Annotated in this window: 22 protein-coding genes; 13 read left to right on the top strand and 9 right to left on the bottom strand. The window is 55.4% G+C overall.

The genetic code is table 11. From position 1 onward, the window contains the following. Positions 1 to 19 precede the first annotated feature (19 nt). The gene (locus tag AC4OVS_RS10795; protein ID WP_017382277.1) at positions 20 to 595 is read right to left on the bottom strand and encodes a helix-turn-helix domain-containing protein; all 576 of its coding nucleotides are present in this window, start codon (positions 593 to 595) and stop codon (positions 20 to 22) included. 148 nt (positions 596 to 743) lie between these two features. Here AC4OVS_RS10795 and AC4OVS_RS10790 point away from each other — a divergent pair, with 148 nt between their 5' ends. Further along, positions 744 to 1,262: a GNAT family N-acetyltransferase gene (locus AC4OVS_RS10790; protein WP_023306282.1), complete on the top strand. Its 519-nt coding sequence runs from the start codon at positions 744 to 746 to the stop codon at positions 1,260 to 1,262. Further along, positions 1,259 to 1,708 carry a DMT family transporter gene (locus AC4OVS_RS10785; protein WP_022648242.1) on the top strand — a complete coding sequence of 150 codons (450 nt, stop codon included), beginning with the start codon at positions 1,259 to 1,261 and terminating at the stop codon, positions 1,706 to 1,708. The genes AC4OVS_RS10790 and AC4OVS_RS10785 overlap by 4 nt, the downstream gene beginning before the upstream one ends. Positions 1,709 to 1,711: 3 nt before the next feature. On the opposite strand, the gene AC4OVS_RS10780 is transcribed toward AC4OVS_RS10785, so the two are convergent. Both AC4OVS_RS10780 and AC4OVS_RS10775 read right to left on the bottom strand, forming a co-directional pair. Continuing rightward, positions 1,712 to 1,945: a YdcY family protein gene (locus tag AC4OVS_RS10780; RefSeq protein ID WP_022648243.1), complete on the bottom strand. Its 234-nt coding sequence runs from the start codon at positions 1,943 to 1,945 to the stop codon at positions 1,712 to 1,714. 101 nt (positions 1,946 to 2,046) lie between these two features. Further along, entirely contained in the window at positions 2,047 to 3,645 is a 1,599-nt protein-coding gene (locus tag AC4OVS_RS10775; RefSeq protein ID WP_317579081.1) for an ABC transporter substrate-binding protein, read from the bottom strand. A gap of 282 nt (positions 3,646 to 3,927) precedes the next feature. On the opposite strand from AC4OVS_RS10775, the gene AC4OVS_RS10770 reads away from it, so the two are divergent. From AC4OVS_RS10770 to AC4OVS_RS10760, 3 genes are read left to right on the top strand one after another with little or no spacing between them, the layout of a single operon-like run. Further along, entirely contained in the window at positions 3,928 to 5,265 is a 1,338-nt protein-coding gene (locus AC4OVS_RS10770) for an SrfA family protein (RefSeq protein WP_126290963.1), read from the top strand. Positions 5,266 to 5,269: 4 nt separating this feature from the next. Further along, positions 5,270 to 8,251, top strand: coding sequence for a virulence factor SrfB (locus AC4OVS_RS10765; protein ID WP_113788042.1), 2,982 nt, complete (start codon positions 5,270 to 5,272; stop codon positions 8,249 to 8,251). Beyond that, positions 8,248 to 10,422, top strand: a complete 2,175-nt coding sequence (locus AC4OVS_RS10760) for a virulence factor SrfC family protein (RefSeq protein ID WP_491922389.1) — start codon at positions 8,248 to 8,250, stop codon at positions 10,420 to 10,422. The genes AC4OVS_RS10765 and AC4OVS_RS10760 overlap by 4 nt, the downstream gene beginning before the upstream one ends. 33 nt (positions 10,423 to 10,455) lie before the next feature. On the opposite strand, the gene AC4OVS_RS10755 is transcribed toward AC4OVS_RS10760, so the two are convergent. Next, on the bottom strand, positions 10,456 to 11,214 hold the full coding sequence (locus AC4OVS_RS10755; RefSeq protein ID WP_491922388.1) for an alpha/beta fold hydrolase: 759 nt from the start codon (positions 11,212 to 11,214) through the stop codon (positions 10,456 to 10,458). Positions 11,215 to 11,300: 86 nt separating this feature from the next. Then, entirely contained in the window at positions 11,301 to 11,474 is a 174-nt protein-coding gene (locus tag AC4OVS_RS10750) for a GhoT/OrtT family toxin (protein WP_003856960.1), read from the bottom strand. 243 nt (positions 11,475 to 11,717) lie between these two features. On the opposite strand from AC4OVS_RS10750, the gene AC4OVS_RS10745 reads away from it, so the two are divergent. From AC4OVS_RS10745 to AC4OVS_RS10735, 3 genes are read left to right on the top strand one after another with little or no spacing between them, the layout of a single operon-like run. Next, a complete protein-coding gene (locus AC4OVS_RS10745; RefSeq protein ID WP_491922387.1) occupies positions 11,718 to 12,044 on the top strand; it encodes a TehB family protein in 327 nt (108 codons plus the stop codon). Positions 12,045 to 12,071: 27 nt separating this feature from the next. Beyond that, positions 12,072 to 12,425, top strand: a complete 354-nt coding sequence (locus AC4OVS_RS10740) for a TehB family protein (protein ID WP_022648250.1) — start codon at positions 12,072 to 12,074, stop codon at positions 12,423 to 12,425. 3 nt (positions 12,426 to 12,428) lie between these two features. After that, the gene (locus AC4OVS_RS10735; RefSeq protein ID WP_003856955.1) at positions 12,429 to 12,611 is read left to right on the top strand and encodes a DUF1869 domain-containing protein; all 183 of its coding nucleotides are present in this window, start codon (positions 12,429 to 12,431) and stop codon (positions 12,609 to 12,611) included. A 35-nt stretch (positions 12,612 to 12,646) separates the two neighbouring features. Here AC4OVS_RS10735 and patD read toward each other — a convergent pair whose 3' ends face one another. From patD to ymcF, 3 genes are all read right to left on the bottom strand, one after another. Then, positions 12,647 to 14,071, bottom strand: coding sequence for an aminobutyraldehyde dehydrogenase (gene patD, locus AC4OVS_RS10730; protein ID WP_048966806.1), 1,425 nt, complete (start codon positions 14,069 to 14,071; stop codon positions 12,647 to 12,649). A 139-nt stretch (positions 14,072 to 14,210) separates the two neighbouring features. Further along, positions 14,211 to 15,635 carry an aminotransferase-like domain-containing protein gene (locus AC4OVS_RS10725; RefSeq protein ID WP_038416126.1) on the bottom strand — a complete coding sequence of 475 codons (1,425 nt, stop codon included), beginning with the start codon at positions 15,633 to 15,635 and terminating at the stop codon, positions 14,211 to 14,213. A gap of 82 nt (positions 15,636 to 15,717) precedes the next feature. Continuing rightward, positions 15,718 to 15,906, bottom strand: coding sequence for a cold shock small protein YmcF (gene ymcF, locus AC4OVS_RS10720; protein WP_017693360.1), 189 nt, complete (start codon positions 15,904 to 15,906; stop codon positions 15,718 to 15,720). Positions 15,907 to 16,299: 393 nt separating this feature from the next. On the opposite strand from ymcF, the gene AC4OVS_RS10715 reads away from it, so the two are divergent. From AC4OVS_RS10715 to hslJ, 4 genes are all read left to right on the top strand, one after another. After that, positions 16,300 to 17,694 carry a cytochrome ubiquinol oxidase subunit I gene (locus AC4OVS_RS10715; RefSeq protein WP_280004573.1) on the top strand — a complete coding sequence of 465 codons (1,395 nt, stop codon included), beginning with the start codon at positions 16,300 to 16,302 and terminating at the stop codon, positions 17,692 to 17,694. A 5-nt stretch (positions 17,695 to 17,699) separates the two neighbouring features. Continuing rightward, entirely contained in the window at positions 17,700 to 18,710 is a 1,011-nt protein-coding gene (cydB, locus tag AC4OVS_RS10710; protein ID WP_415343056.1) for a cytochrome d ubiquinol oxidase subunit II, read from the top strand. Continuing rightward, positions 18,710 to 18,838, top strand: a complete 129-nt coding sequence (locus AC4OVS_RS10705; RefSeq protein WP_017693358.1) for a DUF2474 domain-containing protein — start codon at positions 18,710 to 18,712, stop codon at positions 18,836 to 18,838. Before cydB ends, AC4OVS_RS10705 begins: the two co-directional genes overlap by 1 nt. Positions 18,839 to 18,961: 123 nt before the next feature. Beyond that, the gene (gene hslJ / locus AC4OVS_RS10700; protein ID WP_023300211.1) at positions 18,962 to 19,399 is read left to right on the top strand and encodes a heat shock protein HslJ; all 438 of its coding nucleotides are present in this window, start codon (positions 18,962 to 18,964) and stop codon (positions 19,397 to 19,399) included. Position 19,400: 1 nt separating this feature from the next. Here the strand turns inward: hslJ and AC4OVS_RS10695 are convergent, their stop codons facing one another. Then, positions 19,401 to 19,667, bottom strand: a complete 267-nt coding sequence (locus AC4OVS_RS10695; RefSeq protein ID WP_003856935.1) for a putative hemolysin — start codon at positions 19,665 to 19,667, stop codon at positions 19,401 to 19,403. A gap of 270 nt (positions 19,668 to 19,937) precedes the next feature. Here AC4OVS_RS10695 and nifJ point away from each other — a divergent pair, with 270 nt between their 5' ends. Next, positions 19,938 to 23,462, top strand: coding sequence for a pyruvate:ferredoxin (flavodoxin) oxidoreductase (gene nifJ, locus AC4OVS_RS10690; RefSeq protein WP_491922386.1), 3,525 nt, complete (start codon positions 19,938 to 19,940; stop codon positions 23,460 to 23,462). The last annotated feature ends 368 nt before the right edge of the window (positions 23,463 to 23,830 follow it).

The raw sequence follows: 23,830 nt of genomic DNA, 5'->3' as shown, positions 1-23,830 counted from the left end.
CCTGCGGATCGCCTGTGCATTATGAGCCGGACTGATTAAGCCGCACGACCAGATAAAGGCACGATTCATCCGTTTCGTTGATAAACCGGCAGTCGTTCGGCGGCCCGAGTTCCAGACAATCTCCGGCCTTCATTTCATGGCGAGTATCCCCCTCCAGAAAGACCAGTTCACCTGCCTGCAACCAAATCAGCTGTCGTGCCAGCGCATAAGAGGAGGCGGGCATCGGCACATCGCTACCTGCGGGTAGCTCCACCTGGACGAGGTCGATAGGCATATCGCTGCGCGGCGACACATGGCGACGCAAATAGTGGGTTTGCGGATCGCGCCAGACGGGCTGGTTCGCCAGACGTAACAGTTTGCCCTCCTGCATTTCCGCGCGCGCAATAAGCGTAGACATGCTAATACCGAAGGCACCGGATAACCGCGCAAGCAGCGTCGCCGTTGGGCTACTGTCACCCCGTTCAATCTTATGGATCATGGCGCGTGAGATACCTGCCCGTTCGGCCAGTTCGCTTAATGACCAGCCCCGCGACTCGCGTTCAAGGCGTATGCGGGCGCTAATGCGTTGATTCATATTGTCTGTCATTGTATTCATGACGTCATACTATAGTGTACGGATGGTTTTTCGGGGCAGTTTTGTGACAAAAAAATAGGGATTTTGTCGTAGCAATGCAATATAAGAACTGTGTAATATTGTGAGTAAATCGTACTACTATAGTGAACAACACAGCCAGAGGTTACCCATGATTGTTCGTCATGCCTGCAAAGAAGATTGTGCCGCTATCGGTGAAATTTATAACCATGCGGTGCTGCACACCGCCGCCATCTGGAATGATAAAACTGTCGACACCGATAACCGTATCGCATGGTTTGAGGCGCGTACTCTGTCGGGTTATCCAGTGCTGGTCAGTGAAGAAGACGGAGTGGTGACGGGATACGCCTCATTTGGCGATTGGAGAGCGTTCGACGGATTTCGCCACACGGTGGAGCACTCGGTGTACGTTCATCCCGAACATCAGGGCAAAGGCATTGGCCGGCTGCTGATGACGGAGTTAATCAAGGAAGCCCGCCAGATCGGTAAACACGTGATGGTTGCCGGTATTGAGGCGCAGAACCAGGCGTCAATTCATCTGCACGAAACCCTGGGCTTTATTACCACCGGCAATATGCCGCAGGTGGGAACCAAATTCGGTCGCTGGCTGGACTTAACCTTTATGCAGCTCCAGCTTGATGAGCGCAGCGATCCGGATGCTCTGCCATGAATCAATCGTTGACGTTAGCGTTTCTGGTAGCCGCCGGGATTGGGCTGGTGGTGCAAAACACCCTGATGGTGCGCATTACGCAATCTTCCTCCACCATTCTTATCGCCATGCTGCTGAACTCGCTGGTGGGGATTGTGCTGTTTGTCAGCATTTTGCTGGTGAAAAATGGCCTGGCGGGGTTTAACGAACTGGCGTCAACGGTGCGCTGGTGGACGTTGATCCCCGGCCTGCTGGGGTCTTTTTTTGTCTTTGCCAGTATTAGCGGCTATCAGAATGTGGGCGCGGCAACGACCATTGCCGTCCTGGTGGCAAGCCAGCTGATTGGCGGCCTGGTGATGGACATCCTTAAGAGCAACGGCGTTCCCCTGCGCGCGCTGGTTGGCCCGGTCTGCGGCGCAGTGATGCTGGTGGTCGGCGCCTGGCTGGTGGCACGGCGCCAGTTTTGACCCTTACAGAATAGTCCCGCCCTGCGTAAGGTGGGCATGGCGCGCCTCCGCCTCTTCTTTATGCTGCTTGCCATGATGCGCAATCGCGGTACGCAGGCGCTGCTGCTGGGTATAGCGATCTTCACGGCTGAGCTCTGCATCATCGCTTAATTCGATCAGCAGTTCGTTCATGTGAGTAATTACGCTCTCTTCGATGGTGGCATCGACGCGGGCGATAACATCGTTTAAATGTGACATTGTCACTCCTTTCCACATGCCCGGTGGCGCTACGCTTACCGGGCCTACGGGTGGTAACTGTAGGCCGGGTAAGGCATAGCCGCCACACGGCAAGAATACGATCAGTTCAGCTTCGCTTTCGAGAAGTCACTGCCCATCAGACTCACGCTGTACCCGCTCACGTTGCTGCGGGTCGCGTAGAACGTTTTGCCGTTAGCTAACGCAATCCACGGTGCCTGCTGGTAGAAAATCTCCTGTGCCTGGCCATACAGCTTCGCACGTTCGTCCGGGTTGCTGGTCAGTTTGGCCTTTTGCACCAGCTCATCATACCCCTTATCACACCAGCGCGCGGCGTTAGATCCGGTTTTGATGCTGTTACAACCCAGCAGCACATCGGCGAAGTTGTCCGGATCGCCGTTATCAGACATCCAGCCGAACAGCGCGGAATCATGCTCGCCTTTACGCATGCCGGAGAGATACTCCCCCCACTCGTATGAGACGATTTTCGCCTTCACGCCCACTTTCGCCCAGTCAGCCTGGATCATCTCCGCAATGCGTCGCGAGTTCGGGTTGTACGGACGCTGAACCGGCATGGACCAGAGGGTCACTTCCGCGCCCTTATCCAGACCCGCCTGCTTCAGCAGCGCTTTCGCTTTTTCCGGATCGTAGCCGTAATCCTTCAGGTCTTTGTTAAAGCCGAGCATGTTCGGCGGGATCGGCGATTTAGCGACCGTACCAGACCCCATAAAGACCGCGTTAACAATGGCCTTTTTGTCCGTTGCGTAATTCAGAGCCTGGCGCACCAGCACGTTATCAAACGGTTTTTTCTCCGTGTTGAACGCCAGGTACCCCACGTTCAGCGCATCCACCGAGTGCAGGGTCAGGTCTTTGTTTTTCTTGATCGCTTCAAACTGCACCGGCGACGGCGCAGGAATGATCTGACACTCGTTCGTTTGCAGCTTAGCCAGACGCGTCTCAACGTTTGGCGTGATGGAGAAGATCAGGTGTTTGGTCGGCACCTCTCCCTCCCAGTAGTTCGGGTTGGCGACGTAGCGGATAAGCGAATCCACCTTGTACTGCTGAAGCACATACGGCCCGGTGCCGATTGGCCAGGTGTCCACATTTTCAGGCGTGCCCTTTTTCAGCATCGCGTCCGCGTACTCGGCAGAGAGGATCGAGGCGAAGTCCATTCCCCAGTCGGCCAGGAAAGCCGCGTTGGGTTCGCTCAGCGTGAACTGAATGTGATAATCGTCGATCTTTTTCACATCCTGAATGAGCTTGTCGAGGCCCACGTCATTAAAGTATTCGTAATTACCCTGGGAAACATTGTGATAGGGATGCTTAGGGTCTTTCTGACGCATAACGGAGAAAATAACGTCATCAGCGTTAAAATCACGGGTCGGTTTGAAGTATTTATTGCTGTTGAATTTCACCCCTTTACGCAGGGTAAACGTGTATGTTTTGCCGTCTGGCGAAATGGTCCACGACTCCGCAAGAGAAGGCACCGGCGTGTTTTTTACCGGGTCGAAGTTAATCAGACGGTTATAGAGCGTTTGCGAGCTGGCAACAAACGAGGGGCCAGAGCTGGCGATCTGCGGGTTAAACGACTCCGGCGACGCCTCAGAGCAGTAGATAATGGTGTCTTTGTTTGCCGCCCATGCGGCGCTTGCCGGTAGCAGCGCGCTCAGCGCGAGGGCGAGCACGGTTTTCCCTGTAAACATGGTTATTACCCTTTCGGTTTTATTATAGTGAACAGTAATAACAGCACAGACGTTTTGGCCTGACAAATAACGAATCACTATCAGGTTATTCTAAAGCCGTACATTTCGCTGGTTTTAGCATCAGCCCGCAGAAACCGATTTGCCTTAAGGTCCATTATTCGTCAAGCACAACCGTTACGATCAATGCCGCAAGAAATCGTCCCTTTTGTCGTCTCCTCCGCCGTTTGCTTGCTTACCTGATTCGCTAAAGTAATGGCGTGAAGAAGTCTACAGGACCAAATCGTGGCAAAAACACTTTTACGCAGCGGTAATCTGGATGATTTTCAGGCCGTTGGCGGCGGCGGACAGGCCGTTTTTGAATCAGCGCTGCAAATCCGCGAAGCGCTTCGGTTGCGCAAACAGCAGGCTATCGTCGATTGCCTGGCCATTCCACAGGTCAATGACGGCGGCGATCGCGTTGACTGGTACTCCCCGGTTGAGGGAACCGTCTCCAGCTGGAAGGCGGCGGATGAAGACGATCGTTTTCGCGCCCTGCGCTATCTGGAAAACACGCTCGCCAGCATGGAGTCGCTGAGTAAAAAATGCCTTCAGTCACCGAAAACGGCGCAGCAACTGTTTGGATCTCTGCTCTCTAAAGCTTTCCAGTTTCCCGGTGAAAACTTTGTTTTCCTGGTGGATGGCAAACCGGTGATCTGCTTCTGGGGTTTCGTCAATCTTAACGAAAACGCGCGCGACGACGTGCTGGACTGCCTGCGCGAATCGTTGGTCCCTGAACCTGAACCCGTGATGATTAACGAACCTGAACCTGAGCCTGAGCCAGAACCGGCCCCGGTGGTGACCTTCGAGCAGGCCGACGCGCCGCTTATCACGCCTGTAGCTACCGTGCGTATCACCGAAGATGAGCTGTATACGCCAGAGCCGGTGCGCATGAACACCGTGCCGTCAGAGCCCGCACCAGCGGTGGTGCAGAAAAAACGTCGCTCCCCCCTGTGGTTGCTGCCGGTTGCCGCCGTCATTATTGCAGCCATTGCCACGCCGCTGCTCTGGCCAAAACAGGCCCCGACCGCAGCGCCAGTTACCTCACCAGCGCCAGCACCTGTCGCCATTGCTCCGGCCCCCGTGAAGACGGTTGAGCCGCTTGAGCTGAAACTCCCACTGCATCAGGCAGAAGTGGTAGAGCCGAAGGTGAAGACGCCTGCCCCGGCAGCCGAACCGGTGGTCATTACCGCGATACCGAAAGATGCCATGGTAATGGAAGCAAACCAGGTCAAAGCGGGGTTAACGCGCTTCCTGAACGGCACCTGGCGCGCGTTTCTCGATGTGCAGGATCCGCTCACCGGCAAACCGCCGTCTCTGCGCTACCAGATCCAGAACAATAAAGGTTTCGCCCGGGTCGTGCATGGCGACAACATTGTCTGCCGGGTAGACGTCTTTTCCGGATTACACAGCAACGGCGAGCTGTTGATCAAAACGCGCGGAAACGCTCGTTGCACCGACGGTTCACGCTATCCGATGCCGGAAGTGACCTGTAAGGCAGGTGCCAGCGACGTGGCGGAATGCACCGCACGTTACGATGCCAACACCGTCGTTCCTCTGACGTTCAAGAAAGCAGGTGTCTGATCCTATGCTGGTTAATCTTTGCGACTATAAACAGAGCGTGACGCTGATTGCTAACAGCGGCGTACAGTTTCTCGATTTTGGCCTGACGCCGCAGGACACCGCGAGCAACGGGCGTTTCGTGCGTAAAACGGCAAATGGCCCGCTGCTGCGCCTGGATTTTGACCTGGTCAACGGCCGGTACACGCTGCCTGCCACCGATGGCGGGAAGCCGGAAGTGGTCAAGCCTGAAAGCACCATTCCACTGCATGACTCCCTGACCGTGCTGGACGGTGTCTGGCTGCCGCTCCCTTTCCTGCGCTTTAACCCGCCGCGGACGTTTGTTGATGGCCCGGATAACTGGGCGCGCGTCCAGGTACGGAAGCTGTCCACGCCCGACGCGGCTGGCAATACGCACCGGGTCACCGTCGCGCTCGACAGCCAGATTGCGGAGCATGCGACGTCTGCCCTGTCGCCGGTTGAAAACGACATTCTTAACGGCACGCGTTTCGCCCTCGCCTGGCGCGACAGTGAGGTTGAGAGTTTCCTCGACCAGACCTGGATTGACGGCTGGCTGCGTGAAGCCTTCACACAATATGCTGACGGTGTTGAAAAACGCGCCGAGCGCGAGCTGCATCAGGCCATGCGCAGCTTTGAATATCAGGCGCACTGGCTCAACCTGCTCTCCATGCTCGGTGAACAACTCACCGTGCCGGAAGTGAAGTTTGTCACCCATACCCTGAGCACCCCTGCTATTCCTGTCGATCTGATCCTTGACGTAGGCAACACCCACACCTGCGGCGTGATTATTGAAGATCATGGCGATGCCAACGACGGCCTGCGCCAGACGGCTGAACTCCAGGTGCGTTCCCTGAGTGAGCCGCAGTTCCTGAATGAGCCGCTTTTTACCAGCCGTCTTGAATTTTCCGAAGCGCGTTTTGGCAAGCAGCACTTCTCGGTGGAAAGCGGCCGGGAGGATGCGTTCGTCTGGCCGTCGATTGTCCGCGTGGGTGATGAAGCGCGTAAGCTGGCGATGCAGCGTCTGGGCACGGAAGGCAACAGCGGCATCTCCAGCCCGCGTCGCTATCTGTGGGACGAGACGCCGGTGGTGCAGGACTGGCGCTTTAGCCAGATGAACAGCAAAACCCAGCGCGAACCGCTGGCAACTGCGTTTCCGCTGATGAACCTGATGAACGACGACGGGGAACCGCTCTTTACGCTGCCGCAGGATGAGCGCCTGCCGGTGTTCTCTCCGCAGTACAGCCGCAGCACCCTGATGACGCACATGCTCTGCGAGCTGCTGGCTCAGGCGCTTGGCCAGATTAACAGCGTGGCCACCCGCCTGCGGCTCGGCTTCCCGGCCTCTCCCCGCCAGCTGCGGACGCTGATCCTCACCCTGCCTTCGGCAATGCCGAAACAGGAGCGCGAGATTTTCCGTCGCCGCATGTTCGAAGCCATCGCCATCGTCTGGAAAGCGATGGGCTGGCACCCGCAGGATGAAGATTTTGCCAGCCGCAAGCAGCAGGAAAAAAGCGTGGTGCCGGTCCCTGAGATCCAGATGGAGTGGGACGAGGCCAGCTGCGGCCAGCTGGTGTGGCTGTATAACGAAGCCATTTCCCATTTTGGTGGCCAGACCGAGGCCTTTTTCGCCTCCCTTGCCCGTCCGGATCGCGCGCCTGAGCCTGGCGTCCAGCCGGGGCGTGCGCTGCGCGTGGCCTCGATTGATATCGGCGGCGGCACGACGGATATGGCCATCACGCACTATCAGTTAGATGATGGTTCCGGGAATAACGTCAAAATCACCCCGCAGCTGCTGTTCCGCGAAGGGTTCAAGGTCGCTGGCGACGACACGCTGCTGGACGTGATCCAGCGCTACGTTCTGCCCGCCCTGCAAACCCAGCTTCAGAAATCCGGCATAGCCGATGCCTCCCAGCTGATGGCATCCCTGTTCGGTGACTCCGGGCGGATCGATACCCAGGCGGTCCTGCGCCAGCAGACGGCACTTCAGCTCTTTATGCCGATCGGTCACGCGATCCTGGCGGCGTGGGAATCGAGCGATGTTGACGATCCGCTGGCCGGGCTGCATGCCACCTTTGGCGATCTGCTTGCGCAAAAACCGACCCGCAACGTGATGAACTATCTCCAGCAGGCGATCGACCATGCGTTGCCTGCCGGCTCAGAACACTTTGATCTGTTCAGCGTCCCGCTGCACGTCAGTTTCCGCGAGATGCAGGACGCGATGCTGGCGGGTCAGTTCACGCTTGCCGCCCCGCTGCATGCGGTATGTGAGGCGATCTCTCACTACAGCTGCGATATTCTGCTGATCACGGGACGGCCAGGCTGTCTGCCAGGCGTTCAGGCCTTGATTCGCCACCTGCAACCGGTGCCCGTCAACCGCATCGTCTGGCTGGATAAATACCAGGTTCATGAATGGTATCCGTTCAGCCAGCAGGGACGGATCGGCAACCCGAAATCCACCGCCGCCGTGGGTGCGATGCTCTGTAGTCTGGCGCTGGATCTTCGTCTGCCGCGCTTTAACTTTAAAGCAGCAGATATTGGCGCGTACTCTACGGTGCGCTATCTGGGCGTGCTGGATAACACCATCAATACCCTGCGGGACGAGAACGTCTGGTATCACGATATCGACCTCGATAAACCCGGCGCGAAACTGGACGCCCGTCTGCACTTCCCGCTGCGCGGCAACGTTACGCTCGGCTTCCGGCAACTGGCCAATGCCCGCTGGCCCGCGACGCCGCTCTATACCCTGAGCATCAACTCTGCCGAGCTGGCGAAAGCCATTGCGGGCGACGGCGTACTGAACGTGCGCCTGAAGCTGTGTGGCGGCAGTAAGCAGGAGGGCCCGGAATCTTTCGAGCTGAGTGATGCCTGGCTACAGGACGGCACGCCAGTGCCGCCGGACGCCCTGACCTTTAAACTGAATACTCTGGCCGATCGCCGACACAGCGGCAGCCACTACTGGATCGACAGCGGGAGCGTATACCTTAAATGACTGCGACGACTGCCACCACTCAGGCCTTAATCGGGTGGATCAACGAGACGCGACAGCACGCCCCGATGCTGGATAACGAAGCCGACGCCCTGCTTGCCCGCCTTAACGCCGCGCGCGCGCGTGAAGAGGCCCTCGAACGTGCCCTTGTCTGCCAGGGCAGCATCGGCTTATACGGCCACTCGCAGGCCGCGAAAGCGCATCTGCTGGCCTCCCTGTGCGGCAGCGGCGACGAACGGCTGAACGTTACGCCGGGTCAACGCACGTTTGATTACTTCTCGCATATTAACCCCGGGCATGCGCCGACCAATATGGCCGTGCGTTTCACCAGAGCGACCAGCGAGGTCGCAGACGACGCGTTTCCCCTGCGCCTGAGCCTGGTAACGGAGGCCGAGCTGGTACAGCTGTTTATCGCCCGCACCACGTTGGATCCGCAGATCCGTGCGGTGGATAAATCGGTGATTGAAGCCCGGCTTGAGAAGTGGCGTACGCTGCGTCAGCCGCACAGCGTGCCGGGAATAACGGCGCAGGAAGTCGCGACCGTTGCCCGGTTCTGGCAAACCGTAGTACCCGGCGCTAAGCAGCATATTGATGATGCCCTGTGGCACCAGTTTGCCCTGCTGGTTCCGTCGCTTGATCTCAGCACCCGCGCCAGCGTCTGGTCTCTGCTGTGGGGTGAGCAGCAGGAGTTAACCCAGCAGTGGCTTAAACTCGCCCAGGTGCTGCATCAAACCAGCCATGCCAGCGCGCTTGCGGCGCCGTTGAGTCTGCTGGTGGACAGTTTTGGTCTGCCGTGTGAAGGTTTCCTTACTCACGGGGCCTTTACCGTGCCGGAAGCGCAGGAAACATTGCTTCATCCGGTAAATAACGGCGAGTTGCTTAATGCCATTAGCCTGCCCGTCGATGTGCTGGCCTGCCTGACCCGCGAAGTGGTGCTGCCCGTTGAAAACTGCGTTCTGGATAACGTAGATATTATTGATATTCCGGCCATTTCTCAGGAAAACACGCCGCTGATGACGCAGGCAAAATGCCTGTGGTTGCTGGAGCATTATCGTCAGCACATACAGCCGGATGTCCTGGTTATCTGCAATGCGACGGCCCACCACCAGCAGACGGCAAAAACGGCCAGGCTCCTGCAAAACTGGGTCAAAGAGACGCAGCCGGTGGAAGAGTCCGCGTTGCCGGGCCTGGTCTGGGCCATTACCCCTCACGATGCGCGGTTTACCACAAAGCAGAATCTGGACGAAGCGGTGCAACAGTTGCTGGGCCAGCCGGGTCTGCGCTGGGGCACGCTCCAGGCGCTCGATACCCACAGCATGCAGCGGGTAATTGAATGGCTGTCGCAGGCTACCCTTCCAGCACAGCGCCAGAAGCGTCTCCACGCGCTGAAAAGGCTGTTGCAACAGTCTCTTTCGACGCTGATGCGCGCATACGTCGCCCCACTCACTCAGGAGCCAGGCGCAGGGCGGGCAGAGGCCGAAAAAATGGTCCGAACGCTGCAAGGCAGCGCCGCTCGTCATGGTGAACTGCTTGAAGGACTTCTCCCGCCGTTAAATGCGTTTGAGACGCTGCTGACGGTTCACCAGCCCCGTGAGGAAAAGGTCAACGGCCTGTTTAACGACGTTATCGATCTGTTTGCGGAAGAGACGCCGGAATATCCAGGCGCGTTGCAGACCAAAGACAAGGCGCGACTGGCCCATAACGTGTGGGTTAACCATCTTCGTCAGTGGAGTCGCAACGACGCGGCGGCTGCCCGTCTGGGCCTGGACCCAGAGGTATTACAGCAGATTGCGGATGTGCTGATCGTTACCAGCTACCGGCTGGATCTGCCGCTGCAACTGCAACGTATTGCAGAAACAGATAAAAGCAGTGCTGCGCAGCTGCATGCCGCGACAGGCAATTTCGTTAGCTGGCTTGGCTATGAACTGACGCCCGTTTCTGAACGGCCTGCAAGCCGGATCCGCAAAGGTCAGCCAATTTTTGTGACGCCAGTTGTGAGCAACGCTTCACCCCGTCTTACCCGACTTGGCGAGCAGCCTGTTCATGCGGCGACAGCCTATGTTTATGACTGGCTGGTTGCGCTCTACACCCGCGCGATTGAGAATGTGGATTATCAGTGCCCGTATGACATTAAGCTTGCTGCGCGGAAAGCCTTGTCTGCCTTGCTGTCTTAATCATTGCAGCCCGCAGCAATGCGGGCTACCCCTTCATGATCCGTTTATGAAGCCAGACAAAGCCTGAGCCAACGCTGACGGGTTTTCCCAGGACATTGAATGGCCCGCATCAGGGATAATTTTTACAGCAACGCCTTTTTGTTGCAGGCGATTAAAATCTTCATCAGGCAGGGACCACTCACCAAAAACTAACATGACCGGGCAGCTCAATGACAAAAACAGGTGTTCCCAGTCGGGTTTAACGCCCTTGACCAGGCTCGTTGCGCCGCGCCAGACGGCCCAGGGGGCATTGCTTTGAAGGCTTCCAGACCACGCCGTCGTTTCCGCCCGCAGCATGTCATCATAGCCCTGTTCCAGAAAATGTTGTTCCGTTTGGGCCGCAATTGCCCGGCTGAACATCCCGCCACCCGCATGAAAATTGGGTTCAGACACTATCAGGCCTTTAACGCGTGACTTTAGCAGCGTTGCCGTTTCGATCGCGATACTCCCCCCCATGCTATGACCATAGAGCCAAAGACTATCCAGGCCGAGATGGTCTAACAGTTCAACCACCACCTGCGCCTGTTCACTTGTGCGATAACGGTAGTTGTAAGGTTTGTCACTGTAACCGCTACCGGGGAGATCGATCAGAATGGCTCTGCGCCCCCCGAAACGGGTATCACAGACAATACGAGGATATTCATACGACGATGCACAGCCCAACCCGTGGATAAACACAACCGGGTCACCGAAACCGGGAAGATCCTGCCAGCGCACCGTGCAGCCTGCTTGCTGTGAATAGAAACTGTTCATAAGCACTCCATGTATGACGGACTGTATATTTATACAGCCTCAATGTATGGAATGCTATGTCTGGATGCCGATTCTTGAAGCTTGCTTCAGAAAAGAGAGATTAACAGGGCTACAGGAAAGCTCATCGGCCAGGTAGATCCCACCAGGAATGCGCTCAACAGGCGAATACGTTTACGATCTTTAGACAGGAACCAGGTAATTAATGCGCAGATGGAGGCCATGATTGCGTAGAAAACCAACATCTTTTGATACAACGTCATTCTGTTTACCTGAGCCGAAAAATAACCGCACGCAATATGCGTCATATGTTGACACAGATCAAGTTTTTTCGTTACACAATAACCACTTAATTATTAATGATAATAACAACTGAGTACCTTGTGTAACAACGCCGGGTAAAGCAAAACGGTTATTATTGATAACATGCAAATTAAATGCACTTTTTGATAAATCCATCCCTGCAGAAAGCAGTCTAATAAAAGCAGGCTTTTAAGGGAGGAAACATGCTACGCATTCCGCAGAGTTGCATTCACACCCGTTCCACGCCTTTCTGGAACAAAGAAACGGCCCCCGCCGGCATTTTTAAACGTCACCTTGATACGGGCACGCAGCCGGGCGTTTACCCTCGCCTGTCGGTGATGCGCGGCGCGGTGCGTTATCTGGGCTATGCTGATGAACTTACACCTGAGCCTGACAGCGAGCTCGTCATTGAAGCGGGTCGTTTTGGCGTTTTCCCGCCAGAGAGATGGCACCACATTGAGGTGATGACCGACGATACCTTGTTCAATATTGAATTCTTTGTTGAACCTGAGGTGCTTAAGTCCCTTTAAGCGTCCGACAACATGAAGGAAACTATTATGTTACGTATTCCTGAAAACTTTGTTCATACCCGCTCGACGCCGTTCTGGAATAAAGAGAGCGCCCCAAAAGCGCTTTTTACCCATCACAACACCAAAGCCGGCGTGTACGGTCGGTTGTCCGTCATGCAGGGTGCGGTGCGTTACTTTGGCTTTGCCGATGGCGATGCCACCGAACCCGATCTGGAAGTGATCATTGAGGCCGGTTCTTTTGGCATCTCGCCACCGCAAAAATGGCACCGCATTGAGCTACTGACCGACGACACGTATTTTAATATCGACTTTTTCGCGGATCCTGCCGTCACGCTCAGCGGTGCGGGTATCGGTAAAGTGGTCAACACGCATAAGGAGTAAATAATGGGTAAGGCTACCTATACCGTGACCGTCACCAACAACAGCAACGGCGTGTCGGTGGATTATGAAACAGAAGCGCCAATGGAGCTGTTGATCCCGGACGTCGCGGCAGATGTCGTGAAGGATCTGGTGAACACCGTTCGCGCCTACGATACGGAAAATGAACACGAGGTCTGTGGCTGGTAAGCTGAATCGCCCGGCACTGCGCCGGGCATGAGGGTTTAGTGTTTGATCATCACATGTCGGACTACCGTGTAATCCTCAAGTCCGTAGATCGACATATCTTTGCCGTAACCGGATAATTTCATTCCGCCGTGCGGCATTTCGCTCACCAGCATAAAATGGGTATTGACCCAGGTGCAGCCATACTGCAACCGTGCGCTGAGTCGATGGGCGCGTCCGACGTCTTTTGTCCAGACGGACGAGGCCAGGCCGTATTGCGAATCGTTAGCCCAGCTCAGCACCTGCGCTTCATCCTCAAATTCCGTCACGCTGACCACCGGGCCAAACACTTCTCGCTGGACGATCGCATCTTCCTGCTTCGCCCCGGCCAGCAGCGTTGGCTGGAAGTAATATCCTGCCCCCTCTCTTTTACTGCCACCGGTGACGACGCGGATATGTCCAAGGGCTTTGGCTTCGTCCACGGCAGCGCAAACGCGAGAAAGATGCGCAGCGGAGCTGAGCGGGCCCAGCTCCGTTGATGTATCGTCCGGCGCGCCCATTTTCAGGCTGGTAACAGCTGCGCCCAGCTTTTCGACCAGCGCGGAGTAAATCCCCTTCTGGGCATAGATACGACAGGCTGCGGTACAATCCTGACCAGCATTGTAGAAACCAAACGTACGCACGCCTTCAACCACGGCATCCAAATCTGCATCGTCAAAGACAATGACCGGGGCTTTTCCACCCAATTCCATATGGGTACGTTTAACTGAAGATGCGGTATGCCCGATAATATGTTCTCCGGTAGCAATAGAGCCGGTGAGAGAAACCATACGGACTTTTTCGTGACCGGTCAGCGGATCTCCTACGGTTTTGCCGCGACCAAACAGCACGCTCAACACGCCTGGCGGGAAGATATCTTTCGCCAGTTCCGCCAGCTTCAGCGCCGTCAACGGGGTGATTTCAGACGGCTTGATGACGACACAGTTTCCCGCCGCCAGCGCGGGCGCCAGCTTCCACGCCGCCATCATCAGAGGATAGTTCCAGGGCGCGATAGAGGCGACAACGCCAACCGGGTCGCGGCGGATCATCGAGGTATGTCCTTCGAGGTATTCTCCGGCAGCCAGCCCATTCAGGCAGCGGGCGGCCCCGGCAAAGAAGCGAAACACATCGACCACGGCCGGGATCTCGTCCCCCTGGACACAGTGCAGCGGTTTCCCGCAGTTAAGGGATTCCAGATTTGCGAACGCGTCAGCGTTGGCTTCTATCACATCAGCCAGTTTCAACAGACATTCGGCGCGCGTTTTCGGCGTCGTTTGTCCCCACTCTGTGAACGCGCGATCGGCAGCCTGGACGGCAGCGTCCACCTGTGCTGCCGACGCTTCAGCAATCTCCAGCAATACTTCACCCGTGGCAGGATTGTAAACCGCCTGCTTCTCACCCTCGCCGGTCACCAGTTCACCATTAATCAGCAGTTGATTTTGCATAGTATCGTCCTGTTGAAATCGACATTGTTTTCGCTGTCAGCACACGTTCTGGCGGGTCGATGCGTGACAACGTCACGTTACCAATCCACACTCCCTTACTAAAGGTAGACCGCGCGTCATGTCGCTTCAGGAATTTTCATCAAGGTGTGACTGGGGGCAGCATCATTTCGCGAATTAACGCCGCCAGCTGGACGACCGCCTGCTCCTCCCGCTCGCCCCATCCCCATGAGGTATTGAAACGGAAAAACGGTGTCCAGATATTGGACGTGGAAAACATTTTGCCGGGCGCAATGCTGATTTGATGAGTTAATGCCTTTTCACTCAACTGCCCCGCATCCAGCTGTTCAGGCAGTTCCAGCCATAAAAAGTAGCCGCTGTCGTTATGATGGATTTTGACGCCAGCAGGCATATGGCGCAAAAGCGATTGCCAGGCCTGCTGTTTGCGTTCAGCAAGCGTGCGCCGCAGGCGACGAAGGTGGGCGTCGTAACGTTTGGTAGCCAGGTAATCCACCAGCGCCAGCTGCATGGGGGAGCTGGTGGATAACGTACTCATCAGCTGTAACTGCTGAATACGGCGCGCATGTTTTCCCGCCGCCACCCAGCCAATACGGAAACCGGCCACCAGACACTTGGAGAATGAGGAGCAGTGCAACGTCATATCCTGCTTATCCCAGGCCTTTGCCGGAAGCGGCTTTTCGCGGCCAAAGTAGAGTTCGCTGTAAACATCGTCTTCAATCAGCGTGACGTTATGCCGGGTTAATAAGGCCACCAGCTGAGCTTTCTTCTCTGCACTCAGCGTGAAGCCGAGCGGGTTCTGACTGTTGGTCATCAGCCAGCAGGCTTTCACCGGATAATCATTTAACGCCTGCTCAAGGGCACTGAGATCGATGCCCTCACGCACGTCAGTAGCAACCGACAGCGCTTTCAGTTTCAGACGTTCAAGTGCCTGGAGTGCGCCATAAAAACAGGGGTTTTCAACGATAACCCAGTCACCTGGTTCAGTGACAGCCTGCAAACTAAGGTTGAGTGCTTCGAGCGCGCCCGCGGTGATCACAATTTCGTCCGGGGAGATATTCATCCCCTGCTGAGCGTAGCGACGGGCAATGGCATGACGTAAGTCGACGTTACCCGGCGGCAGGTTTTCAATCACGCTCATAGCCGTGGCCGTTTTACTGACATTAGCCAGCGAGCGGTTGAGTTGCTGAAGCGGGAATAGGCGCGGATCGGGAAATGCCGAGGCAAAAGGGACAACGGAGGGGTCGCGGCTGGCCTGTAGCACGTCGAAGATATAGGTATTGATGTCGACCACTTCATCGCGCATCACCTGCGCGGGCGGTGCAGGCTGGTGTGTGGTCGGGCGGGCGGCAACGTAATAGCCTGACTGCGGTCTGGCAACAATGCGCCCCTGACTTTCCAGCATCTGATACGCGTGGCCCACGGTCATGAAACTCATGCCGCTGCTTGCCACCTGCTCTCGCAGAGAAGGCAGCTTATCGCCCGGCAACCATACGCCAAGCTCAATCTGCGAGATAATTTGTTGCGCCAGACGCTGGTATTTTTTCATCAGATTCTCCTTATTGCTGACAGTGTATATCAGCAGGAGAAAAAGAGAAGAATTTGCTAACTGTTATGGGAAACGCGGTAGATTACTTGCGGTACTCAGTAATGTGATTCTGAGCAGAACGCGCTGCGGCCAGGTGGTCGAGCGTGATCATCGACGATTTGCAGAAAATGCATTTTGCGCCGAACGGATTTTTGTCAGACACATCAAAAGCTGAGGTGCGGTACTGCGAGCCATGACAGCATGGGCAGCGGAAATGGATATAAGAAGTCATAGGATTCTCCTGTAAACGTAAAAACGTAAATTACTCATGAGCCGATCAGGCAAAAGTTGGTTCGATACAAAACTAATCGGAATGTAGATAAAGACCCAAGAGAGGCTGCGGAGAGGCACAACGTGATGAGAACTGCTTTATAAAACTACGTCAGATATTTATTTGGATTCAAAACCAGAAATCCATTAACGCATGTTGCTGGCGACAAAGCAAGCTGTTTAATGCGTAAAAATCATAAAAAGAAATTTTTTATTCTTCCTTGTTAGCTATATCAGCCAGATAAAGTTCACCTTTTCCCACAACTGTTATAGATAAATTATCAATTTCTGCTTCTGATATCTCATTTTCCCCCTCTTTATCATAACAGCACACCGTTTAACATTGAGGCAGTGCATGTTTGGTCCAGATGCGTTTCATCTTGCGCGAATACAGTTCGCCTTTACCGTATCCTTTCATATTATTTTTCCGGCGATAACCATTGGCCTGGCGAGCTATCTCGCCGTGCTGGAAGGGCTGTGGCTGAAAACAAAAAACCCCGTCTGGCGTTCGCTGTACCATTTCTGGTCGAAGATCTTCGCCGTCAACTTTGGGATGGGCGTGGTCTCCGGCCTGGTGATGGCTTATCAGTTTGGCACCAACTGGAGCGGATTTTCGCAGTTTGCGGGCAGCATTACCGGCCCTCTGCTGACCTATGAAGTGCTCACCGCGTTCTTCCTCGAGGCGGGGTTCCTCGGGGTAATGTTGTTTGGCTGGAATAAGGTCGGGCCGGGGCTGCACTTCTTTTCGACCTGCATGGTGGCACTGGGGACCCTCATGTCTACGTTCTGGATCCTCTCGTCAAACAGCTGGATGCATACACCGCAAGGGTATGAAATCATCAACGGTCAGGTCGTTCCGGTGGACTGGTTTGCCGTGGTGTTTAACCCCTCCTTCCCTTACCGCCTGCTGCACATGTCGATTGCGGCATTTCTCAGCAGCGCGCTGTTTGTCGGAGCCTCCGCGGCCTGGCATTTGCTGCGCGGAAACAACACGCCTGCCATTCGCACCATGCTCTCCATGGCGTTGTGGATGACGTTGATCGTAGCCCCTGTTCAGGCACTGGTGGGTGATATGCACGGGCTTAATACCTTAAAACACCAGCCCGCGAAAATAGCCGCCATTGAAGGCCACTGGGAGAATCCCCCGGGTGAGCCTACTCCGTTGCTGCTGTTTGGCTGGCCGGATATGGAGCAGGAACGGACCCGTTTTAGCCTTGAAATTCCCGCTCTCGGCAGCCTTATCCTGACCCACAGTTTCGATAAACAAGTTCCGGCATTGAAGGAGTTCCCAAAAGACGATCGCCCGAACGCCACCATTGTCTTTTGGTCTTTCCGCATCATGGCCGGTTTAGGGATGTTGATGCTCTTCCTGGGCATGGTGGCGGTCTGGCTGCGTTACAAACAGCGCCTCTACACCTCACGTTCCTTCCTGTGGTTTGCCCTGCTGATGGGGCCGTCCGGGCTGATCGCGATCCTCGCCGGATGGGTAACAACGGAGGTCGGCCGCCAGCCCTGGATCGTCTATGGGCTACAGCGTACGAAGGATGCGGTTTCCGCACATGGCGATCTGCACATGAGCATCAGCTTGCTGGCCTTCTTCGTGGTTTATACCGCGGTGTTCGGCGTGGGTTACAGCTATATGGTGCGTCTGATTAAAAAAGGGCCGCAGCCTTATGAATCCTTCGCGACTGAATCCGATGGCCGCCCTGCTCGTCCGCTTTCTGCCGTCACCACTGAATTTAAGGAGTAACCGTAATGGGTATCGATCTTTCCATTATCTGGTTCGTGATTATCGTTTTCGCCACGTTGATGTATATCGTGATGGACGGTTTTGATCTGGGGATAGGCATCCTGTTTCCGGCAACGCCGAATGCGGACGACCGCGACGTGATGGTCAACAGCGTGGCTCCCGTCTGGGATGGCAACGAAACCTGGCTGGTGCTTGGCGGTGCGGCCCTGTTTGGCGCCTTTCCTCTCGCCTATGCGGTTATCATCGACGCGCTAACCATTCCACTGACAATAATGCTGATCGGGCTTATATTTCGTGGGGTCGCCTTCGAATTTCGTTTCAAGGCCACTCCGGCGCACCGCCCGTTCTGGGATAAGGCCTTTATTGGCGGGTCAATTGTGGCGACCTTCAGCCAGGGCATCACCGTCGGTGCGGTCATCCAGGGGTTCAGCGTCACCGGTCGCGCTTACAGCGGTGGTCCGTTTGACTGGTTTACCGCGTTCAATTTTTTCTGCGGTGCGGGTCTTGTAGTGGCTTACGCGCTGCTAGGATCAACGTGGCTGGTAATGAAAAGCGAAAATGCCCTGCAAAAGCGGATGCGTCAGCTATCGAAAGTGCTTCTGCCCCTGCTTCTGGTATTCATTGCAGTAATCAGTATCTGGACCCCTCTCGCCCAACCAGCTATTGCTGCGCGCTGGTTTACGCTGCCGAATCTGTTTTATCTGCTGCCCGTTCCTGCGCTGGTTGCGATCCTGAGTCTGTGCCAGTGGCGCTGCCTGCACGATCCTGCGAGCCATACCCTGCCGTTTATCATGACGTTAGGGCTGGTTTTTCTTGGCTTTAGCGGGCTTGGGATCAGCATCTGGCCGCATATCATCCCGCCGGACATTACCCTGTGGCAGGCCGCTGCGCCAGCCCAAAGCCAGGGCTTTATGTTAGTGGGTGCACTGTTGATCATTCCCGTGATTCTGGTCTACACCTTCTGGAGTTATTACGTTTTTCGCGGAAAAGTACAGCATGGGGAGGGTTATCACTGATGCAACAACCAGTATGGAAACGTTTGATGTGGCTTGCCATCATCTGGGGCGGCAGCGTCCTGGCGCTGGCCTGCGTAAGTATGCTCTTTAAAATGCTGATGGCCGCAGCCGGATTTAAATCGCACTAACTCACTGACCGGGTGCGCCGCCGCCCGGTCCCTTCCCGCACTTTCAGATAAACCCCATTAACACCCTGGAGGGTATGGTTACACTGAAAAAATATTTACAGCATTGATAGTTTGAGAAGAAAAATGAAAAAGCTCGCGGCAGTAAGTTTAATCAGCCTCGCACTGGCGGGATGCGTTAATCCCGGTAAAGCCTCCGTTCAGACCGATCAGTTAGAGAATCACCGTTTCGTGCTGGAAAACGTTGATGGAAAAGCGGTTAAGGGCCTGAAAACGCAGCCTGAAATTCGGTTCAGCGCGCAGCCCAGTATCAGCCTGATTAACAACATTGCCGTCTCCGGCACAATGTGCAACGGCTTCAACGGCCAGGGAAAATTGTCCGAAGGAGAGTTGACGGTCAAAACGCTGGCAATGACGCGGAAACTCTGCACCGAGCCGCAGCTTAATGAACTGGATCAGACCCTCGCCGATATGCTACGCACAGGCGCTCAGGTAGACCTGACCGAAGACCAGTTAACGCTGGCGACAGCCAATAAGTCTTTAATGTTTAAGCGAGTTGAATAACTCAGTAACTTCCGCACGATCCTACGGCAAGCGACTGCTCACTACAGCGTTTGCCGTTTGGCAACGCGCACATGCCGATAGCGGAGCCGTCGAGCTGACGGGCAACGGAGAGTGACCCTCCGATCATTGCGCAGTTGGCCTGGCCTGAACTGGACATAGCCGCTCGCATACCTGGCGTAACGTGTGCCGCTGTCGCCTGCTGTACAGGTTCATTGCTGCATGCCGACAACAGTAACGCGGCACATCCGACCCAAAATGCAGAACGCATACCTTCCTCCCCATAGTTAAAGCGAAACCTATGCATAATAGGCATCACGCGCCGCATCGTCGAGAGTGGATGTGCGTATTTATGCGCTCTGGTAACAATTTCTCGCAATTTTTTATCGCGAATAGCCATCCAGTCATTGATACAGCGCATCCCAAGGACACAAAAGCGAAAATCGTAAAACCTGAGCTTTGCTAAAATACACAGATAATATTCAGGGTCTGTCGTCGTTTTACAGGCCCCTCTTTTTGCGCAATGTAAGGGTGTTGTCCTATGCAAACTATTGACGGCAATGGTGCAGTCGCGTCTGTTGCGTTTCGTACCAGCGAAGTGATCGCCATCTACCCCATCACTCCCAGCTCCACGATGGCTGAACAGGCTGACGCCTGGGCTGGTAATGGGATAAAAAACGTCTGGGGCGATGTCCCGCGGGTTGTTGAGATGCAGTCCGAAGCCGGGGCCATTGCCACCGTGCATGGTGCGTTGCAGACCGGTGCCCTGTCGACCTCGTTCACGTCATCTCAGGGGCTGCTGTTGATGATCCCCACGCTTTACAAGCTGGCAGGGCAATTAACGCCGTTTGTCCTGCACGTTGCCGCACGCACCGTAGCCACTCACGCTCTCTCTATTTTTGGCGACCACTCAGACGTGATGGCCGTGCGTCAGACCGGCTGCGCTATGCTCTGCGCCAGCAGCGTACAGGAATCACAGGACTTCGCGCTGATATCGCATATCGCTACGCTGAAAAGCCGAGTGCCATTTATTCATTTCTTCGATGGTTTTCGCACGTCCCACGAGATCAACAAAATCGTTCCGCTGCCGGATGACACCATACTGAATCTGCTGCCGCAGGCTGACATCGATGCGCATCGCGCTCGCGCCCTCAATCCGGAACATCCGGTGATCCGGGGTACCTCTGCCAACCCGGATACCTATTTCCAGTCCCGCGAGGCGACAAACCCGTGGTACAACGCGGTATATGAGCACGTCGAACAGGCGATGGACGATTTTTCCGCTGCGACGGGTCGCGCATATAAGCCATTTGAATATTACGGTCATCCGCAGGCCGAGCGCGTGATCGTCCTGATGGGCTCCGCCATCGGCACCTGCGAAGAGGTGGTCGATGAGCTTCTTACGCGTGGTGAAAAAGTTGGCGTACTAAAAGTTCGCCTCTACCGTCCATTCTCTGCGAAACATCTGCTCGCAGCCCTGCCGGAAAGCGCGCGTGCCGTGGCGGTACTTGACCGCACCAAAGAGCCTGGCGCGCAGGCTGAACCCCTTTACCTTGATGTAATGACCGCTCTGGCTGAGGCGTTTAATCACGGTGAACGCGAAACGCTGCCGCGCGTCATTGGCGGGCGTTATGGTTTGTCTTCCAAAGAGTTCGGGCCGGAGTGCGTCCTGGCCGTATTTGCTGAACTGCGCGAGGCAAAACCGAAGCCGCGCTTTACGGTTGGCATTTATGATGACGTGACTAACCTTTCTCTCCCTTTGCCGGAAAACACCCTGCCCTCGAATGCGAAACTGGAAGCGCTGTTCTACGGTCTGGGCAGCGACGGCAGCGTCTCGGCGACCAAGAACAACATCAAAATTATCGGTAACTCCACGCCGTGGTATGCGCAAGGGTATTTCGTCTACGATTCCAAAAAAGCGGGCGGGTTGACCGTCTCGCACCTGCGCGTCAGCGAACATCCAATCCGCTCGGCATACCTGATTTCTCAGGCGGATTTTGTTGGCTGTCATCAGCTCCAGTTTATCGATAAATACCAGATGGCCGAGCGCCTGAAGCCCGGCGGTATTTTCCTGATCAACACCCCGTATAGCGCCGATGAGGTCTGGGCACGACTGCCCCAGGAAGTCCAGGCGGTGCTAAACCAGAAACAGGCGCGCCTGTATGTCATTAACGCCGCGAAGATCGCCCGCGAGTGCGGCCTGGCCGCGCGTATCAATACGGTTATGCAGATGGCGTTCTTCCACCTGACCAATATTCTGCCGGGCGACAGCGCGCTGATGGAGCTCCAGGGGGCGATAGCCAAAAGCTACAGCAGCAAAGGTCAGGAGCTGGTTGAGCGCAACTGGCAGGCGCTGGCGCTGGCCCGCGAGTCGCTGTTCGAGGTGCCGTTGCAGCCGGTCAATACCAGCAGCCCGAACCGGCCGCCAGTGGTGTCTGACGCTGCCCCGGATTTCGTCAAAACCGTTACGGCGGCGATGCTTGCCGGGTTGGGCGACACTCTTCCCGTCTCTGCGCTTCCGCCTGATGGCACCTGGCCGATGGGCACGACCCGCTGGGAAAAACGCAACATTGCCGAAGCGATCCCTATCTGGAAAGAAGAGCTGTGCACCCAGTGCAACCACTGCGTGGCGGCCTGCCCGCACTCGGCCATTCGCGCCAAAGTGGTGTCGCCAGAAGCGATGGCGGACGCACCGGAAAGTCTGCACTCGCTGGATGTAAAATCCCGTGATATGCGTGGCCAGAAATATGTTCTTCAGGTGGCACCAGAGGACTGTACCGGCTGTAACCTGTGCGTCGAGGTGTGCCCGGCGAAAGATCGTCAGGATCCCTCAATCAAAGCCATTAATATGATGTCGCGTCTGGAACATGTTGAAGAAGAGAAAGTGAATTATGACTTCTTCCTCGACCTGCCCGAAATCGATCGCAACAAGCTGGAACGCATTGACATTCGTACCTCGCAGCTCATCACCCCCCTCTTCGAGTACTCCGGGGCGTGTTCCGGATGCGGTGAAACGCCGTACATCAAACTGCTTACCCAGCTTTACGGCGACCGGATGCTGATTGCCAACGCGACGGGCTGCTCGTCAATCTATGGGGGGAACTTGCCGTCAACGCCTTATACCACCGACGCGTATGGCCGCGGCCCGGCTTGGGCAAACTCGCTATTTGAGGATAACGCAGAATTTGGTCTGGGATTCCGCCTGACTGTCGATCAGCACCGCGCCCGCGTAATGCGTCTGCTAGAACAGTGTGCCGATAAAATCCCGGCAGAGCTGAATGACGCCCTGCATGCGGAGGCCACGCCTGATGTTCGTCGCGCACAGGTTGCTGAACTGCGCCACGCGCTTCAGGGTGTTGAAGGGGCTGAACAACTGCTGACCGATGCTGACGCGCTGGTTGAAAAATCTATCTGGCTGATCGGTGGCGACGGGTGGGCCTACGATATTGGTTTCGGTGGTCTTGATCACGTCCTGAGCCTCACCGAAAACGTTAACATTCTGGTGCTTGATACTCAGTGTTATTCCAACACCGGCGGACAGGCCTCGAAAGCAACGCCACTGGGTGCGGTCACGAAATTTGGTGAGCATGGCAAACGTAAGGCGCGTAAAGATTTGGGCGTCAGCATGATGATGTATGGACACGTCTACGTCGCTCAGATTTCGCTGGGCGCGCAGCTTAACCAGACGGTGAAAGCCATTCAGGAAGCGGAAGCGTATCCTGGCCCGTCGCTGATCATCGCCTATAGCCCGTGTGAGGAGCATGGCTACGATCTGGCGCTTAGCCACGACCAGATGCGTCAGCTTACCGCAACCGGCTTCTGGCCGCTGTACCGCTTTGACCCGCGCCGTGCCGATGAAGGAAAATTACCGCTGGCGCTGGATTCACGTCCGCCTTCAGACGCCCTTGCCGAAACCTTACTTCAGGAGCAGCGTTTCCGCAGGCTGAACGCTCAACAACCAGAAGTAGCAGAGCAGCTATGGAGGGACGCGGCAGCGGATCTTCAGAAGCGTTATGACTTCCTTGCACAGCTGGCGGGGAAAGCGGAAAAATCAACCAGCGAATAACCGTTATGCCCGGCTTGCCCGGGCATTTTTTTGCCATAAAAAAGCCCGATGCACGTGCACCGGGCTAATCCAAATGTTCGGTGAAAATTGCCTCAACGTTCTGAACAATATTCACGTGAATTATGGATGAAAAAATCTTAAAGGCATATAACGCCATGGAGAATACCTTCTTTACCACTTAATTAATAATTTTTATTTTGTATCGATTATAACGATTAATTCACGGCATCAATTGTTATTTCAAACGCATCATTTGCTTTAGATTTTACTCAACCCGTAACAATTATATTTTATTCATCAACCCTCTGTGTGATTTAGCATGGGACAGCTTTCCATCCCGGAAAGTTCACTAAGCAATAAAAAAATAA

The organism is Enterobacter sp. 4974935 (assembly GCF_058661735.1).
Note: the sequence above shows the minus strand (reverse complement) of the source record. Positions and strands in the feature narration are given on the sequence as shown.